Annotated in this window: 15 protein-coding genes; 14 read left to right on the top strand and 1 reads right to left on the bottom strand. The window is 49.0% G+C overall.

Annotated features, from left to right (window positions below; translation table 11 throughout):
• Positions 1-206, bottom strand: a 206-nt coding sequence (locus Q9R36_RS24750; RefSeq protein WP_311226060.1) for a hypothetical protein, incomplete at its 3' end; no start/stop codon positions are given.
• A 909-nt stretch (positions 207-1,115) separates the two neighbouring features.
• Between Q9R36_RS24750 and Q9R36_RS24745 the strand changes: the two genes are divergently transcribed.
• From Q9R36_RS24745 to rlmB, 14 genes are all read left to right on the top strand, one after another.
• Positions 1,116-1,580, top strand: coding sequence for a CtsR family transcriptional regulator (locus Q9R36_RS24745; protein ID WP_263623464.1), 465 nt, complete (start codon positions 1,116-1,118; stop codon positions 1,578-1,580).
• 27 nt (positions 1,581-1,607) lie between these two features.
• Positions 1,608-2,156: a protein-arginine kinase activator protein McsA gene (gene mcsA, locus Q9R36_RS24740; protein ID WP_009791535.1), complete on the top strand. Its 549-nt coding sequence runs from the start codon at positions 1,608-1,610 to the stop codon at positions 2,154-2,156.
• Positions 2,157-2,160: 4 nt separating this feature from the next.
• Complete coding sequence (gene mcsB / locus Q9R36_RS24735; protein ID WP_009791536.1) at positions 2,161-3,228, top strand: protein-arginine kinase McsB; 1,068 nt, start codon at positions 2,161-2,163, stop codon at positions 3,226-3,228.
• A 16-nt stretch (positions 3,229-3,244) separates the two neighbouring features.
• A complete protein-coding gene (gene clpC / locus Q9R36_RS24730) occupies positions 3,245-5,698 on the top strand; it encodes an ATP-dependent protease ATP-binding subunit ClpC (protein WP_009791537.1) in 2,454 nt (817 codons plus the stop codon).
• 224 nt (positions 5,699-5,922) lie between these two features.
• Complete coding sequence (gene radA, locus Q9R36_RS24725) at positions 5,923-7,305, top strand: DNA repair protein RadA (protein ID WP_009791538.1); 1,383 nt, start codon at positions 5,923-5,925, stop codon at positions 7,303-7,305.
• Between the two features lie 3 nt (positions 7,306-7,308).
• Positions 7,309-8,382: a DNA integrity scanning diadenylate cyclase DisA gene (disA, locus tag Q9R36_RS24720; RefSeq protein WP_009791539.1), complete on the top strand. Its 1,074-nt coding sequence runs from the start codon at positions 7,309-7,311 to the stop codon at positions 8,380-8,382.
• 210 nt (positions 8,383-8,592) lie between these two features.
• Positions 8,593-9,675, top strand: a complete 1,083-nt coding sequence (locus Q9R36_RS24715; protein ID WP_009791540.1) for a PIN/TRAM domain-containing protein — start codon at positions 8,593-8,595, stop codon at positions 9,673-9,675.
• A 21-nt stretch (positions 9,676-9,696) separates the two neighbouring features.
• Positions 9,697-10,389, top strand: coding sequence for a 2-C-methyl-D-erythritol 4-phosphate cytidylyltransferase (gene ispD / locus Q9R36_RS24710; RefSeq protein ID WP_253615976.1), 693 nt, complete (start codon positions 9,697-9,699; stop codon positions 10,387-10,389).
• A gap of 18 nt (positions 10,390-10,407) precedes the next feature.
• Positions 10,408-10,887 (top strand): 2-C-methyl-D-erythritol 2,4-cyclodiphosphate synthase, encoded by a 480-nt coding sequence (gene ispF / locus Q9R36_RS24705; protein ID WP_009791542.1) that lies wholly within the window; start codon positions 10,408-10,410, stop codon positions 10,885-10,887.
• Between the two features lie 96 nt (positions 10,888-10,983).
• Positions 10,984-12,441: a glutamate--tRNA ligase gene (gltX, locus tag Q9R36_RS24700; RefSeq protein ID WP_253615977.1), complete on the top strand. Its 1,458-nt coding sequence runs from the start codon at positions 10,984-10,986 to the stop codon at positions 12,439-12,441.
• Between the two features lie 491 nt (positions 12,442-12,932).
• Complete coding sequence (gene cysE, locus Q9R36_RS24695; protein WP_009791545.1) at positions 12,933-13,583, top strand: serine O-acetyltransferase; 651 nt, start codon at positions 12,933-12,935, stop codon at positions 13,581-13,583.
• The gene (gene cysS / locus Q9R36_RS24690; RefSeq protein WP_009791546.1) at positions 13,583-14,980 is read left to right on the top strand and encodes a cysteine--tRNA ligase; all 1,398 of its coding nucleotides are present in this window, start codon (positions 13,583-13,585) and stop codon (positions 14,978-14,980) included. Before cysE ends, cysS begins: the two co-directional genes overlap by 1 nt.
• 4 nt (positions 14,981-14,984) lie before the next feature.
• Complete coding sequence (locus Q9R36_RS24685; RefSeq protein ID WP_253615979.1) at positions 14,985-15,410, top strand: Mini-ribonuclease 3; 426 nt, start codon at positions 14,985-14,987, stop codon at positions 15,408-15,410.
• The gene (rlmB, locus tag Q9R36_RS24680) at positions 15,407-16,150 is read left to right on the top strand and encodes a 23S rRNA (guanosine(2251)-2'-O)-methyltransferase RlmB (RefSeq protein WP_009791548.1); all 744 of its coding nucleotides are present in this window, start codon (positions 15,407-15,409) and stop codon (positions 16,148-16,150) included. The genes Q9R36_RS24685 and rlmB overlap by 4 nt, the downstream gene beginning before the upstream one ends.
• The last annotated feature ends 3 nt before the right edge of the window (positions 16,151-16,153 follow it).

The raw sequence follows: 16,153 nt of genomic DNA, 5'->3' as shown, positions 1-16,153 counted from the left end.
TGAGACTGTTCTTTTTTTGTGCTTTTTAGTTTATGTTGGAGTGGGTTTTGATCAGAAAAGGGATCGTTTGGTGAAAATGAATAGCCGGAGGGCTTTAAGAGCGTTGCTTGTGGTTTGAAAAAAGGGAGAGCGGCTGTTTGAAATATGGATTTCATCAATTGGACGATTAATTTACCGAATTCCTTAAATAATTTACCATTTGCCACAAAACAGTCATAGTCTGCCCGCAAACTTCCCCAAATGGCTGAAAAATAGATGCCGGGCGGGCAAACAAGCAGTGTTTTAAATCAAATATATGAGCTAGCAGGCGTTTAAACTGTGAATTTAATCAAATGACCGATTAATTTACCAACTCAACGATTTATTCAATCAAACGACCGATTAATCTACCGAATTCCTCACTTAATTTACCAATTGCCACAAATATCGCGGGATCCCATCCGCAAGCTCCATCAATAGATTGCCATCTTCGTTCAAATCCAAACACAGTAGCACCGTCACCTAGCACTTTCATGCTGCTGGAAAAAGAAAAGCCCTGATGGATGAATAAACCTGGTTTTTATCCGAAATAAGAGAGCTGTTAGCAAAAACCGCGAACTTAATCACTCCTACCGATATCCTACCAACCTAACGTCATATCTAACCGTTCTGCCAAATAGTTTACCAACTCCTGCGTCTAATCAAATCGTCTAGCGAACTTCTCACTCATCCACTTACCACACACCATTGCCAAACAAAGAAACGTCCCATTCAATCTCCCTCAACCCAGCTCACCCCAGCTCAACCCACCCCAACTTAGCACCCATTCAACTTCCCATCATCCCCACTCGCATTCACTCTCCCTCCTTCACCCGTATATTCCGGCTGCCCTCCCCTGCCAGCTGCAAACGTACCCCGCATACACGTCCCCCCTTTCACCAAAACCAAATTTCCCACCCATGACAAGCACCCAAAAGCCCACCGGCTGAATACTCTATACAGCTGGAAGAATTTGCTCTTGTTACGTTTGAGATATTTATTAAATGGGAAAATTAATAAGGCATCCATCTTGCAACTTTTTACATAATTCATTTATAATTAAAGTCAAATATAGTCAAAGTCAGGGAGGAGGAGGCCTGGTGAGGAATATATCCGACATAATCGAGAAATATCTGAAGGAAGTCCTGGAGCTGAGTGAACGGGAAAGTGTCGAGATCAAAAGAAGCGAAGTGGCTGATAAATTCCAATGTGTCCCCTCGCAGATCAATTACGTCATTAATACCCGATTTACAATCGAAAAAGGATATATTGTTGAAAGCAAGCGGGGCGGCGGAGGATATATCCGGATCATGAAGGTACAGTCCTATGATCACGCGGACCTGATTGATCAGCTGCTGATGCTGATCCAAAGCAGGATATCGCAGGGAAGCGCTGAGAGCGTCATCTTGCGCCTGGTGGAAGAGGAAGTCATCACACGCCGCGAAGCTAAAATCATGCTCAGTGTAATCGACCGGTCGGTTTTATATATAGAGCTTCCGTTCCGCGATGAATTGCGATCAAGAATGCTGAGAGCAATGCTGACTTCGTTGAAGTATAAATAAAGAATAAGCAGCTGGAGAGGTGAGTGCATGATTTGCCAAGAATGTAATCAGAGGCCGGCAACGCTGCATTTTACAAAGAGCATAAATGGCGGGAAGACCGAATTCCATCTTTGCGAGGTCTGCGCCAAGGAAAAAGGCGAAATGTTCATGATCAATAATCAGGCTTCAGGCTTTTCCCTTAACAGCCTGCTGGCGGGGCTTTTGAATATTGAGCCTGGTCTGCAGCAGCCGAAAAAAGAGCAAAGGCCGCAGGAGCAAGTTCTGCAGTGCAGCAAATGCCAGATGACTTTTAAGCAGTTCATTAAAATCGGACGGTTTGGCTGTGCCCACTGCTATTCGGAATTCAAGGGGCAGCTTGACCCGATCCTGAAGCGCCTCCACAGCGGGAACTGGTCCCATAGAGGGAAGATACCGGCAAGAGCCGGCGGGAGCATTCAGCTCAGGAGAAAGATTGAGGATATGAAAAAAGAATTGAAGGAATTGATCCTGCAGGAAGAGTTTGAAAAAGCTGCCGTGCGGCGGGATGAGATACGGTCCCTTGAAAAACAGCTGAGCAGCGGCAGGGAGGGGGACTGATATCATGTCACTGGAACGTTTCATCAGCCAGGCGGTCAGTTCCTGGATGAGTGCGGAAGGCCCTGATTCTGATATTGTGCTAAGCTCCCGCATCCGTCTGGCAAGGAATATGAATATATATAAGTTTCCTACTCTTTTTTCAAATGAAGAAGGACAGAGCATCATTGAAGATATCAGGAAGATTTCCACCGAGAAGCCTTTCAAAGGGCTTGGAGGATTGGAGCTTTTAGAGATGGGAAGTCTTCAGCCCCTCCAGAAAAGGGTGCTTGTTGAAAAGCATCTGATCAGCCCCAATCTGGCTGAGCAGTCTCCTTACGGGGCTTGTCTCCTGTCAGAAAATGAAGAGGTTAGCATCATGGTCAACGAGGAAGACCATATCCGAATTCAATGCCTGTTTCCTGCATTCAGGCTGACCGAGGCACTTGAGATGGCCAATAAGCTGGATGACTGGCTTGAGGAGAACCTTGAATTTGCCTTTGATGAAGACTACGGGTATCTTACCAGCTGCCCGACCAATGTCGGAACAGGGCTCAGGGCTTCTGTCATGATGCATCTCCCAGGTCTGATGCTCACCCATCAGATGAACCGGATCATCCCGGCCATCAATCAGCTGGGGCTTGTGGTGAGAGGGACATATGGCGAAGGAAGCGAGGCGCTGGGCAATATTTTTCAAGTGTCCAATCAGATCACGCTCGGAAAGTCTGAGGAAGATATCGTAGAAGATCTGAAGAGTGTCGTGGGCCAGCTCATCGCCCAGGAAAGATATGCCCGGGAAGCATTAGCAAAGACTTCAAACATACAATTAGAAGACAGAGTGTACCGTTCCTATGGGATTCTCTCCAACAGCCGGATCATTGAATCAAAAGAAGCGGCAAAATGCTTATCTGATGTCCGGCTGGGTATAGATATGGGATACATCAAAGATATTCCCAAAAATATTTTAAATGAATTGATGATTCTTACACAGCCCGGTTTCCTGCAGCAATATGCCGGCGGGCCGCTCCGGCCTGAAGAACGTGATATTAGAAGGGCTGCACTTATACGCGAAAGATTGAAAATGGAAAAACAATAGTCGGGAGGATGAAATTATGATGTTCGGACGATTTACTGAAAGAGCTCAAAAAGTATTGGCATTAGCACAGGAGGAAGCCATTCGCTTAGGACACAGCAATATCGGCACAGAGCATATCCTGCTCGGCCTCGTCCGTGAAGGAGAAGGGATTGCTGCAAAGGCGCTTTATGCACTCGGACTGGGCTCTGAAAAGATCCAAAAAGAGGTGGAAAACCTTATTGGCCGCGGCCAGGATTCCTCACAGACTCCCCACTATACACCAAGGGCTAAAAAGGTCATTGAGCTCTCAATGGATGAGGCCAGAAAACTGGGCCACTCTTATGTTGGCACAGAGCATATCCTGCTCGGCTTGATCCGCGAGGGTGAGGGTGTTGCCGCACGGGTGCTGAACAATCTGGGAGTCAGCTTGAATAAAGCAAGGCAGCAGGTGCTCCAGCTTCTGGGCAGCAATGATTCAGGAAGCCATCAGGGAGGGTCAGCAGCAAGCGCCAATACGCCGACCCTTGATAGCCTTGCAAGAGACCTGACAGCCATTGCCAGGGAAGGCAGCCTTGATCCGGTCATCGGCCGAAGCAAGGAAATCCAGCGCGTCATTGAAGTGCTGAGCCGCCGGACAAAGAATAATCCGGTCCTGATCGGGGAGCCTGGCGTCGGTAAGACAGCCATCGCAGAAGGACTTGCGCAGCAGATCATCAACAATGAAGTGCCGGAGATCCTCCGCGACAAAAGGGTTATGACACTGGATATGGGGACAGTTGTTGCCGGAACAAAATACCGTGGCGAATTCGAAGACCGCTTGAAAAAAGTAATGGATGAAATCCGCCAGGCTGGCAATATCATTCTCTTTATCGATGAGCTTCATACTTTGATTGGTGCAGGAGGAGCAGAGGGGGCAATCGATGCTTCCAATATCCTGAAGCCATCCCTTGCAAGGGGCGAACTGCAGTGCATCGGTGCCACTACCCTGGATGAATACAGAAAGTATATCGAAAAGGATGCTGCGCTTGAAAGGCGTTTTCAGCCGATCACGGTAGATGAACCGACAGCAGATGAGTCTGTTCAGATCCTTAAGGGGCTGCGCGACCGCTATGAGGCCCATCACAGAGTATCCATCACAGATGAAGCCATCGAGGCAGCTGTTAAGCTTTCTGATCGTTATATCTCAGACCGCTTCCTTCCGGATAAGGCGATCGATCTGATTGATGAAGCAGGTTCAAAAGTACGCCTGCGTTCTTACACTACTCCCCCTAACCTGAAAGAGCTTGAATTGAAGCTTGAAGAAGTCAGGAAGGAAAAAGATGCTGCCGTCCAAAGCCAGGAGTTCGAGAAAGCTGCATCCCTCAGAGACTCTGAACAGCGCCTGCGCGAGCAGCTGGAGGAAACAAAGAAGAGCTGGAAAGAGAAGCAGGGGAAGGAAAACAGCGAAGTCACAGTTGATGATATTGCACATGTAGTAGCAAGCTGGACTGGAATTCCTGTAGCGAAGCTGGCTCAGACAGAAACAGCCAAGCTCCTGAACATGGAAGAAATTCTTCATTCCCGTGTCATTGGCCAGGAAGAAGCGGTCAAGGCGATCTCCAAAGCGGTCCGCCGTGCGCGTGCCGGGCTGAAAGATCCTAAGCGCCCAATCGGCTCCTTCGTATTCCTCGGCCCTACTGGGGTCGGTAAGACTGAGCTTGCGCGTGCGCTTGCAGAGGCGATGTTCGGCGATGAAGATGCGATGATCCGCATCGATATGTCTGAATATATGGAGAAGCATTCAACTTCCCGTCTTGTTGGTTCACCTCCGGGATATGTAGGATATGAGGAAGGCGGCCAGCTGACAGAAAAAGTCCGCAGGAAGCCATACTCAGTTGTCCTTCTGGATGAGATTGAGAAAGCACATCCGGATGTATTCAATATCCTCCTTCAGGTTCTTGAGGATGGACGCCTGACAGATTCTAAAGGCCGGACAGTCGACTTCCGCAACACAGTCCTGATCATGACATCCAATGTCGGGGCAGAAGCGCTGAAACGCAATAAATATGTCGGCTTTAACATCCAGGATGGAGAGCAGGACTATAAGGATATGAAAGGCAAGGTAATGGAAGAGCTTAAGAAGGCTTTCCGCCCTGAATTCCTTAACCGGATCGATGAAATCATCGTGTTCCACGCCCTTGAGAAAAAACATCTCAAGGAAATCGTTACACTGCTTTCCGATCAATTGGTTAAACGCCTGCAGGAACAGGAAATTGTCCTTGGCCTGACCGATAAGGCAAAAGAGAAAATTTCCGAGGAAGGGTACGACCCTGAGTATGGTGCAAGGCCGCTCCGCCGCGCGATCCAAAAGCATATCGAGGACCGTTTGTCAGAGGAGCTGCTGAAGGGCCAGGTGCTGACAGGGCAGAATGTCATTATCGATGTAGAAGATGGGGAATTTGTCGTGAAAACAGAAGAATCTCCTGAAACTGCAACAAACTTATCTAAATAAACGTCATATTATATAATAAAAAAGGTACACGGTGCACAATGCGTGTACCTTTTTTCCATTGAAGACATTTCAATCTGTCCTTATATAAAAAATCAGCCATTTCCACTACTTTCCTTGGACAGGCATTTTTATATAAGCGGGGAAGTATAATATACTTTCCCTATAATGAAACTAATGGTGCACTTTTCACAATAGAAGAGAATGAAATAGAAAGGGAGAAACGGATGGCAAAAAGAAAGACCAAATTCATCTGCCAGGAATGCGGCTATGAGTCCGCCAAGTGGATGGGCAAATGTCCTGCCTGCGGGCAGTGGAATACAATGGTGGAGGAAACGGAGAAGCCTGCAGCTGGAGGAAGAAGGGGTGCATTTGCCCATTCGGCAGGCGTAACCCTTGCTTCTAAAGCGACGCCGATCACCTCAATTGAGACAGTCAATGAACCGCGGATCTATACAGACCTGAAGGAGCTCAACCGCGTTCTGGGAGGCGGGGTGGTAAGGGGCTCGCTTGTTCTGATCGGGGGCGACCCCGGAATCGGGAAGTCGACGCTCCTCCTGCAGGTATCTTCCCAGCTGGCCCGGAAGGATCATTCTGTTCTTTATATTTCCGGAGAGGAATCCATGAGGCAGACAAAGCTCAGGGCTGACAGGCTTGGGGTTGTATCAGATAAGCTGCTCGTATATGCAGAAACGAATCTCGAGGAAATCAGCCGGACCATTGAAAATGAAAATCCCAGCTTTGTGATCATTGATTCAATCCAGACTGTTTTTCATCCGGATATCACCTCGGCCCCTGGAAGCGTCTCGCAGGTAAGGGAATGTACCGCGGAGCTGATGAGGATCGGAAAGACCAAAGGCATCGCGATCTTTATCGTGGGGCATGTCACGAAGGAAGGATCAATTGCCGGCCCGAGGCTGCTCGAGCATATGGTTGACACAGTCCTCTACTTCGAGGGTGAAAGGCATCATACGTACCGCATTCTCAGGGCTGTTAAGAACCGTTTCGGATCGACCAATGAAATGGGCATCTTTGAAATGAAGGAATTCGGCCTTGAAGAGGTGGAAAATCCATCGGAAATATTCCTTGAAGAGCGCTCCCAGGGGGCATCCGGATCTACAGTTGTTGCCTCCATGGAAGGGACGAGGCCGGTGCTGGTTGAAATTCAGGCGCTCATTTCTCCGACGAGCTTCGGGAATCCGAGGAGGATGGCAACCGGGATCGATCATAACCGCGTCCCGCTTTTAATGGCTGTGCTTGAAAAGCGTGTCGGGATGCTTCTGCAAAATCAGGATGCTTATTTGAAGGTGGCAGGCGGCGTTAAGCTGGATGAACCTGCGATTGACCTGGCAATTGCCGTCAGCATTGCCTCAAGCTTCAGGGATAAGCCAACACAGGCCTCTGATTGCATCATTGGAGAAGTGGGTTTGACCGGCGAAGTCCGCCGTGTCTCCAGGATCGAACAGCGTGTCCAGGAAGCTGCTAAGCTTGGGTTTGAACGGATCATCCTTCCTGCTAAGAACCTTGGAGGCTGGGACTCTCCGCCGGGCGTGCAGCTAATCGGGGTTAATACAGTCAGCGAGGCCTTAAAAGCGGCATTAGGAGGATAAGATATGGACAATAAAAAGCTGGGCGAAAAGACCCGGAGCGACATTTTGAAATTTCTGGCACCGGGAACACCGATACGCGAAGGGATCGATAATGTCCTGCGTGCAAACACAGGCGGACTGATTGTACTGGGCTGCAATGAAAAGGTGAAGGCGATTGTAGATGGGGGCTTTCAGATTAATTGCCCTTTCACGCCAAGTTATCTGTATGAGCTGGCCAAAATGGATGGCGCCATCGTCCTGAATGAGACAGGCAGCAAGATTCTTATAGCCAATGCCCAGCTTGCCCCGAACCCGGGCATCCCTTCTTCGGAAACCGGGATGCGGCACCGGACGGCAGAGCGGGTGGCAAAGGAGACAGGGGCGCTTGTCGTTGCCATTTCACAGCGGCGGACAGTCATCACACTCTACCAGGGCCATTTCAGATATGCATTGAAAGACATCGCCGTCATTCTCGCAAAAGCCAACCAGGCAGTCCAGACGCTTGAGAAATACAAAGTGGTGCTGGAGCAGAGCATCGCAAGCCTCGGGATCCTTGAGTTTGAAGAGCTTGTGACCTACAGCGATGTTCTTCAGGTGCTGCACCGCTATGAGATGGTGCTGAAGATCAAGCAGGAACTGATGTCCTACCTGAGTGAACTGGGTACAGAAGGCAGGCTGATCCGCCTGCAGATGAACGAGCTCTTGACTGACATGGAAAAGGAAACTTCTTTGATCATCAAAGACTATGCCTTTGATAAGGATGTCAGCACGAAGGAAGCAATCAGCAAAATGCAGGAGCTGGCAAGCGGCGAAACGATCGAGGACAGCATCCTCCTGAAGCTGATCGGCTATAGCGGCTATGTCCACCTGGATGAAGGAATTTGTCCAAGAGGGTACCGGATGCTTAATAAAATCCCCCGGCTCCCGCCAATCATTATTGAAAATCTCATCACCAGATTCCAGGAGCTTCCTGAAATCACAGCAGCTTCAGTAGAGGATCTTGATGAGGTGGAAGGCATCGGTGAAGTCAGGGCGAGAAAAATCCGTGAGGGCCTCAAGCTGGTCAAGGAGCAGCTGTTTGCGGACCGTCAGCTTTAATTGCCCATTGAATTGGTCTATACAGTATGCTAAAATGGTGGTTTTATATTATTTGACACTCTGTTTGCACGGTGCTACGCTTAAGGTGTATCAGTATATAAAACCTCCGATATTATTATATTTAAATAATGTTACAAAAAACCAAATTAACATATTCTGCAGGTTTCAATTCAGGGAATTTGTTTATAATGATTAAAAGGAGGTGAAGGAATGTTAAAACGCATTGTACAGGCATGCTTTCTTATTACCGGGGGGACCCTTGGGATCTTTTTGATTCCGGACTTGCTCGGGCTAGTTGCTTTGGACGACATTCCTCTTTTAAATAATCCGTATGTGTCCGCTATTTTAGGTGCCATTATTTTTTATCTTATATCTTTTTGGGCAGTTGATTATGTAACCAATTTCGTGAGATGGGTAGAGGAATCATTGGTGAAAGCGCCTATAACAGATATTATTTTTGGCAGTGTGGGCCTTGCTTTCGGCCTGATAGTGGCATTTTTGATCGGCTTTGCGCTCAATGCAATCGAATTTCCGATTGTCAATACGGTCGCCCCGATCCTGCTGACGCTGATTTTTGGCTATCTTGGCTTCCAGGTGGGCTTTAAAAAGCGGGATGAGCTTCTGGGATTATTTACGAGCCGGAAAAAGAAATCCGGTGAAGAGGAAGCAGAGCCAGTTGAGAAAAACGCATTAAAGATTCTGGATACAAGTGTGATCATTGACGGAAGGATCGCGGATATCTGCCAGACGGGCTTCCTTGAAGGAACCATCGTCATACCCCAGTTTGTCCTTGAGGAGCTTCAGCATATAGCTGATTCTTCAGATGTATTGAAAAGGAACAGGGGGAGGCGGGGGCTGGATATCCTGAACCGTATCCAGAAGGAGCTTTCCATCAAGGTCGAGATTTATGAAGGGGACTTTGAAGAGATCCAGGAAGTAGACAGCAAGCTTGTGAAATTGGCAAAGCTGACGAACGGTGTTGTGGTGACAAATGACTTTAATCTTAACAAGGTATGCGAGCTACAGAAGGTATCTGTGCTCAATATCAATGACTTGGCCAATGCGGTCAAGCCGGTGGTGCTGCCTGGAGAAGAGATGAAGGTGCAGGTCATCAAGGACGGGAAAGAGCATAATCAGGGTGTTGCTTATCTGGATGACGGTACAATGATTGTCGTCGAAGATGGCCGCGATTATATCGGCAAGCACATCGATGTCCTTGTCACCAGCGTGCTGCAGACCTCTGCGGGCCGCATGATATTTGCAAAGCCTAAGCTGCTTGAAAAAGCTTTATAAAAGAGAGTTGGGAGACTGTTTATGCCTTATCAGGTAATTATTCCTGCTGCAGGCCAGGGGAAAAGGATGGGCGCCGGCAAAAATAAACTTTTGCTTGAGATCCGCGGTGTGCCGGTTTTCATACACACGCTGAGGGTGTTTGAAAGCGATCCGGATTGTACTGGCATCCTGCTTGCGGTCAATCCGTCCGAGAAGGCGGAGATCCAAGAGCTTCTTGCCTTTTACGATATCAAGAAAGTCATTGGACTCGTTCCCGGTGGATCCGAACGCCAATACAGCGTCTATAATGCGGTGAAGGAGCTGCAGGGCGATGGCATTGCCATGGTGCATGATGCGGCCCGCCCCTTCATCGACCAGCACCTGATCAGGAAGCTGACGGAGGCTGCGGATCAGGATGGCAGCGCAGTATTGGCCGTGCCAGTGAAGGATACTGTGAAAAAGGCTGCCGGCAATCAAATCCTGGAAACAGTTGAACGATCAAGTCTGTGGGCAGTCCAAACCCCACAGGCTTTTCGTGTTTCCACCCTCCTGCACATTCATCAGAAAGCGGCTGAGGAGGATTACCTCGGCACAGATGATGCCAGCCTGGCAGAACGGCTCGGCATCCCTGTGAAAATCGTTGAAGGACATTATGATAATATCAAGCTTACAACCCCGGAGGATCTTTATTTTGCAGAAGCGATTATCCGGAAACGTGAAGCTCGAAGTAACTGACATAAAGGGGAATATACTATGTTTCGTATTGGACAGGGCTTTGATGTACATCAATTAACCGAAGGAAGGCCGCTGATTATCGGCGGTATTGAAATTCCCTATGAAAAGGGGCTGCTGGGCCATTCTGATGCGGATGTGCTTCTTCATACCATTGCAGACGCGTGTCTCGGGGCAATTGGGGAAGGCGATATCGGCAGACACTTTCCGGATACAGATCCTGAATTCAAGGATGCTGATTCAGCCAAGCTGCTGGAGCATGTATGGAAGATTGTAGATGAGAAAGGATATAAGCTTGTGAATGCCGATTGCACCATCATTGCGCAAATGCCGAAAATGGCGCCTTATATCGGCCAGATGAGAGAGCGGATTGCAGAGCTGCTGCAGGCAGATGCGGACCGCATCAATGTCAAGGCAACGACAACAGAAAAGCTCGGTTTTCCGGGCAGGGGCGAAGGGATCGCTTCACAGGCTGCCGTCCTGCTGCAGAAAAAGGACTGAGCCCCCCCCCCCGAAAAAATTAGCTTTATAAGGCAAAAACACGGTGTTAGAATATAGCAAAGAAGAAGGAAAATGACTACAATAGGAGGCTTATTCATGTCTAATGAAATCAGGGTCCGCTATGCGCCAAGCCCAACCGGACATTTACATATAGGCAATGCCCGCACAGCGCTGTTCAACTATTTGTTCGCACGCTCAAAAGGCGGGAAATTCATCATCAGGATCGAGGATACCGACCTTAAGAGGAATATTGAAGGCGGAGAGGAAAGCCAGCTGAAGTATCTGCAGTGGCTTGGAATCGACTGGGATGAAAGCATTGATAAAGATGGGGGATACGGCCCGTACCGCCAGTCAGAACGGAATGATATCTACCAAGAGCTGTACCAGGAGCTCCTGGATAAAGATCTTGCTTATAAATGCTATTGCACAGAGGAAGAGCTTGAAGCAGAGCGCGAAGAGCAGATGGCAAGGGGAGACAACCCCCAATATTCCGGCAAATGCCGCCATTTGACCCAGGAGGAAAGGGAAAAGCTGGAGGCTGAAGGCCGCAGGCCAAGCATCCGATTCATCGTGCCCAAAGGGAAGGTTTATGCATTCAATGATATGGTCAAGGACGAAGTTTCCTTTGAGTCTGACGGATTCGGCGATTTTGTCATCGTAAAGAAAGATGGAATTCCAACTTATAATTTTGCGGTGGCTGCCGATGACCATATGATGGAAATTTCCCACGTACTGCGCGGGGACGACCATATTTCCAACACACCAAAGCAGCTGATGATCTATGAGGCCTTCGGCTGGGAGCCTCCTGTCTTTGGCCATATGACGCTCATCGTCAATGAAAGCCGCAAGAAGCTCAGCAAGCGGGATGAATCCATCATCCAGTTCATCGAGCAGTACGAAGACCTTGGCTATCTTCCGGAAGCATTATTCAACTTCATCGCCCTGCTTGGATGGTCGCCTGCCGGAGAAGAAGAGATCTTCACGAAGGAAGAGCTGATCAATATCTTTGAAGCGGACCGGCTTTCAAAGTCGCCAGCTCTGTTTGATAAGCAGAAGCTGACATGGATGAATAACCAATACATCAAGCAGGAAGAACTCGATAAGCTGGTGGAAATTTCACTTCCTCATCTCATCAAGGCAGGAAAAGTAAGTGAAAACCTGACAGCCGCAGATGAAGAGTGGGTGCGCGGGCTCATTTCCCTTTACCAGGACCAAATGAGCTATGGCGCTGAAATCGTTGACCTTTCAGGTATCTTCTTCACAGAGGACGTCAGCTATGATGGAGAAGCGAAAGAAGTCCTGAGCGAAGAGCAGGTGCCGGAAGTGCTTTCTGCCTTCCTGACCGAGATTGATTCCCTGGAAGATTTTACGGCAGAAGAAATCAAAGCAGCCCTGAAGGCAGTCCAGAAAGGCACAGGCCACAAAGGCAAGAAGCTGTTCATGCCTGTACGTGCAGCCATTACAGGCCAGACACATGGACCGGATCTTCCTAAGGCCATCGCTCTTTTAGGAAAAGACAAGGTAAAAAATCGTTTGGCAAGCATTAATGATTAACATCTTGGCAAAAATGTAATATAGTAAGAGTAATTCAAATTTCATGATTCAAAAGTGTTGAAGAGGAAGAGTAGAAAAATGATGCTTCATAGCCTGGCCCATAACGGGATAAGGCTGAAAGAGAGAACCATCACCGGCTGAAAGTGGTTCAGGCCCCTCATTTTTTGAAGTGCCCCTCTGAGTCCCATTTCGAAAATGCAGAGTAGATTTGGGCGGATTTCCTACCGTTAACAGGGCAGAGTTGGGGCCTTTTTTACATGTGCCTAAACAGAGTGGAACCGCGCTTTCAGCGTCTCTGTCATTATGACAGGGGCGCTTTTTTGTTGTTAAGGATCAAAGCTTGCCGGGCTTGAATAACAGCCCGAGGCCTGCTTGAGCACCCGGTCACTCGTATATGAGCCGCTCCGGAAGGGAATTCCCTGAAGGGATGCAGGCTGTCCGGAAGATAAATTTCAACCGTCAGATAGGCAAAAACAGGGAGGGGAGAACAAATGTTCCGAAGGCTTAAAGAGGATATAGAGGTGGTTTTTGACCAGGACCCCGCAGCCAGGAGCTATATTGAAGTTATACTTACGTATTCCGGAGTCCATGCCATATGGGCACATCGGCTGGCACATGCCCTGTTCAAAAGGAAATTCTATTTTTGGGCCCGGGTTGTTTCCCAGATCAGCCGATTCTTCACCGGTATTGAGATCCACCCTGGTGCAAAAATCGGCCGGCGTTTCTTCATTGACCACGGCATGGGCGTAGTGATCGGCGAGACATGCGAAATCGGCGATAATGTGACGGTGTTCCAGGGCGTCACCCTCGGCGGGACCGGCAAGGAAAAAGGAAAACGCCACCCGACCATCAAAGATAATGCCCTGATAGCCACCGGTGCGAAGGTTTTAGGTTCCATCACCATCGGCGAGAACTCGAAAGTGGGAGCGGGGTCGGTCGTCCTTAGGGATGTTCCCCCCAATTCAACGGTAGTGGGGATTCCGGGCAAGGTGGTCATCAAAGATGGCGTAAAGCTTAAGAAGGATCTCAACCACAGCGATCTGCCCGATCCAGTGAGCGACAGGCTGGTCGAGATGGAGAAGAAGCTTCAGGAGATGCAGGTCGAACTGGAGGATTTGAGAAGAGAAAGGAGCCTTAAATAATGGCAATTGCTATTTATAATACAATGTCCAGGCAGAAGGAAGAGTTTATCCCCCTTGAAGAAGGGAAAGTCAAAATGTATGTATGCGGACCGACCGTATATAACTATATCCATATAGGAAATGCCCGTCCGCCGATCGTTTTTGATACGGTAAGAAGATATCTGGAGTTCAGGGGCTATGATGTGCAATATATCTCCAATTTTACGGATGTGGATGATAAGCTGATCAGAGCTGCCAAGGAGCTTGGGGAGGATGTTCCATCCATTGCCGAGCGTTTCATCGATGCATATTTTGAGGATGTGTCAGCGCTTGGGTGCAAACGGGCGGATGTGCACCCGCGCGTAACTGAGAGCATGGATCTTATCATCCAGTTCATCGAGGCCCTGATTGAGAAAGGATTTGCCTATGAATCAAATGGAGATGTGTATTTCCACACCAGAAGATTCGATGAATACGGCAAGCTGTCACAGCAATCCATTGACGAACTCCGTGTCGGAGCCAGGATTGCTGTAGGGGAGAAAAAGCAGGATGCCCTTGACTTTGCACTCTGGAAAACGGCGAAAGAAGGAGAGATATCCTGGGAAAGCCCATGGGGCAAAGGACGTCCGGGCTGGCATATCGAGTGCTCTGCCATGGCGAGGAAATATCTTGGCGACACGATTGATATCCATGCCGGCGGCCAGGATCTCTCGTTCCCGCACCACGAAAATGAAATCGCCCAGTCCGAAGCGCTGACAGGCAAGACATTTGCGCGCTATTGGATGCATAACGGGTATATTAATATCAATAATGAAAAGATGTCCAAGTCGCTTGGCAACTTTGTCCTTGTGCATGACATCATCAAAAAGCATGATCCGCAGGTATTGAGATTCTTCATGCTTTCTGTCCATTACCGCCACCCGATCAATTACAGCGATGAGCTGCTTGAAAATACACGCAGCGGGCTGGAAAGAATCACAACTTCTTATCAGAACCTTGCGCACCGGAAGGAAGCAAGCGCCGAGCTGACAGACAACAACAGCGAATGGCTGAAGAAGATTGAAGATCTCCACGGGGAATTTATCAAGGAAATGGATGATGACTTCAATACAGCAAACGGGATCTCCGTCCTGTTCGAGCTTTCAAGGCAGGCGAATTATTATCTGCTGGAAAAGAATACGAGCGTCGAAGTAATCGAAGCCTTCATGAAAGAATTTGAAATTCTGTTCGATGTCCTCGGTCTGTCGCTTGGCGGCGAAGAGCTGCTGGATGATGAGATCGATGCGCTGATTGAAAAGCGCAACCAGGCGAGGAAAGAGCGGAACTTCCAGCTTTCCGACCAGATCCGTGATCAGCTGAAGGAAATGAACATCATTCTGGAAGATACGGCCCAGGGCACAAGATGGAAAAGAGGCTGACGTCATGCTCCGCTACGAAAATAAAGTCAATGAAAAGCAGCTGAACAGCCTCGCGCTTGCCTATATGGGCGATGCTGTATTTGAGCAGTATGTACGGAATCACTTGATCCAGAAGGGGACCGTGAGGCCGAACTTCCTTCATAAAGAGGCGACGGCTTATGTATCCGCCAAGGCGCAGTCCTATGTGATCCATAAATTCCTTGATGCGGACTTTCTGGATGAAGAGGAAGCTGCCGTTGTCAGGAGGGGGCGGAATGCCAAGTCCGGAACCATCCCGAAAAATACTGATGTGCAGACATACCGGTACAGCACTGCATTTGAAGCGCTGATTGGCTATCTATATTTATCTGGAGCGGAGGAGCGGCTGGAGGAAATCATCTCTGCCGCCTTCCTTCACGCCGAAGAAAGGAAAGGGGGGCAAGGAAAGTGAGCCAGGATTTTATTATTGGGAAAAACCCCGTGCTGGAAGCCTTAAGGGCTGAGCGGGATATCAACAAGATTTTTATAGCGGAAGGATCCCAGGGCGGGCAAATGCAGCAGGTTATCGGCCTTGCCAAAACAAACGGGGTGCTTGTGCAGTTTGTGCCGAAGAAGAAGCTTGACCAGATGGCAGAAGGAATTCACCAGGGCGTCGTGGCAGCGGTCGCGGCCTATGAGTACGCAGAGGTGGATGATCTCTTCGCGGCAGCGGAGAAAAAGAATGAAGCTCCGTTCTTCCTGCTGCTGGATGAGATTGAAGACCCCCATAACCTGGGCTCCATCATGAGGACGGCAGATGCTGTCGGTGCCCATGGCATCATCATTCCGAAAAGAAGGGCAGTGGGGCTGACCGCCACAGTGGCGAAGGCATCGACCGGTGCAATCGAGCATATCCCCGTCGCAAGAGTGACCAATTTGGCCAGGACGATTGATGAGCTGAAGGAAAAAGGTGTCTGGATTGCCGGGACGGATGCAAAGGGAAGCGAGGATTACCGCCGTTTTGACGGAACTATGCCGCTGGGCCTTGTGATCGGCAGTGAAGGAAAGGGGATGGGCCGCCTGATCCGCGACAAGTGCGATTTTCTGATCCATTTGCCGATGGCCGGGCATGTAACATCTCTGAACGCTTCTGTTGCAGCAGCACTTTTAATGTATGAGGTATACCGCAAACGCCATCCGCTAGAGGGATAAAAG

This window comes from Bacillus sp. AG4(2022) (assembly GCF_031844465.1).
In the GTDB taxonomy this organism is placed as follows: domain Bacteria; phylum Bacillota; class Bacilli; order Bacillales; family Cytobacillaceae; genus Bacillus_AB; species Bacillus_AB infantis.
Note: the sequence above shows the minus strand (reverse complement) of the source record. Positions and strands in the feature narration are given on the sequence as shown.

Bases quoted from the DNA above. Each gene is read 5' to 3' on its own strand.
- mcsA (WP_009791535.1), top strand. From the start codon at position 1,608: ATGATTTGCCAAGAATGTAATCAGAGGCCGGCAACGCTGCATTTTACA.
- mcsB (WP_009791536.1), top strand. From the start codon at position 2,161: ATGTCACTGGAACGTTTCATCAGCCAGGCGGTCAGTTCCTGGATGAGT.
- clpC (WP_009791537.1), top strand. From the start codon at position 3,245: ATGATGTTCGGACGATTTACTGAAAGAGCTCAAAAAGTATTGGCATTA.
- radA (WP_009791538.1), top strand. From the start codon at position 5,923: ATGGCAAAAAGAAAGACCAAATTCATCTGCCAGGAATGCGGCTATGAG.
- disA (WP_009791539.1), top strand. From the start codon at position 7,309: ATGGACAATAAAAAGCTGGGCGAAAAGACCCGGAGCGACATTTTGAAA.
- Q9R36_RS24715 (WP_009791540.1), top strand. From the start codon at position 8,593: ATGTTAAAACGCATTGTACAGGCATGCTTTCTTATTACCGGGGGGACC.
- ispD (WP_253615976.1), top strand. From the start codon at position 9,697: ATGCCTTATCAGGTAATTATTCCTGCTGCAGGCCAGGGGAAAAGGATG.
- ispF (WP_009791542.1), top strand. From the start codon at position 10,408: ATGTTTCGTATTGGACAGGGCTTTGATGTACATCAATTAACCGAAGGA.
- gltX (WP_253615977.1), top strand. From the start codon at position 10,984: ATGTCTAATGAAATCAGGGTCCGCTATGCGCCAAGCCCAACCGGACAT.
- cysE (WP_009791545.1), top strand. From the start codon at position 12,933: ATGTTCCGAAGGCTTAAAGAGGATATAGAGGTGGTTTTTGACCAGGAC.
- cysS (WP_009791546.1), top strand. From the start codon at position 13,583: ATGGCAATTGCTATTTATAATACAATGTCCAGGCAGAAGGAAGAGTTT.
- Q9R36_RS24685 (WP_253615979.1), top strand. From the start codon at position 14,985: ATGCTCCGCTACGAAAATAAAGTCAATGAAAAGCAGCTGAACAGCCTC.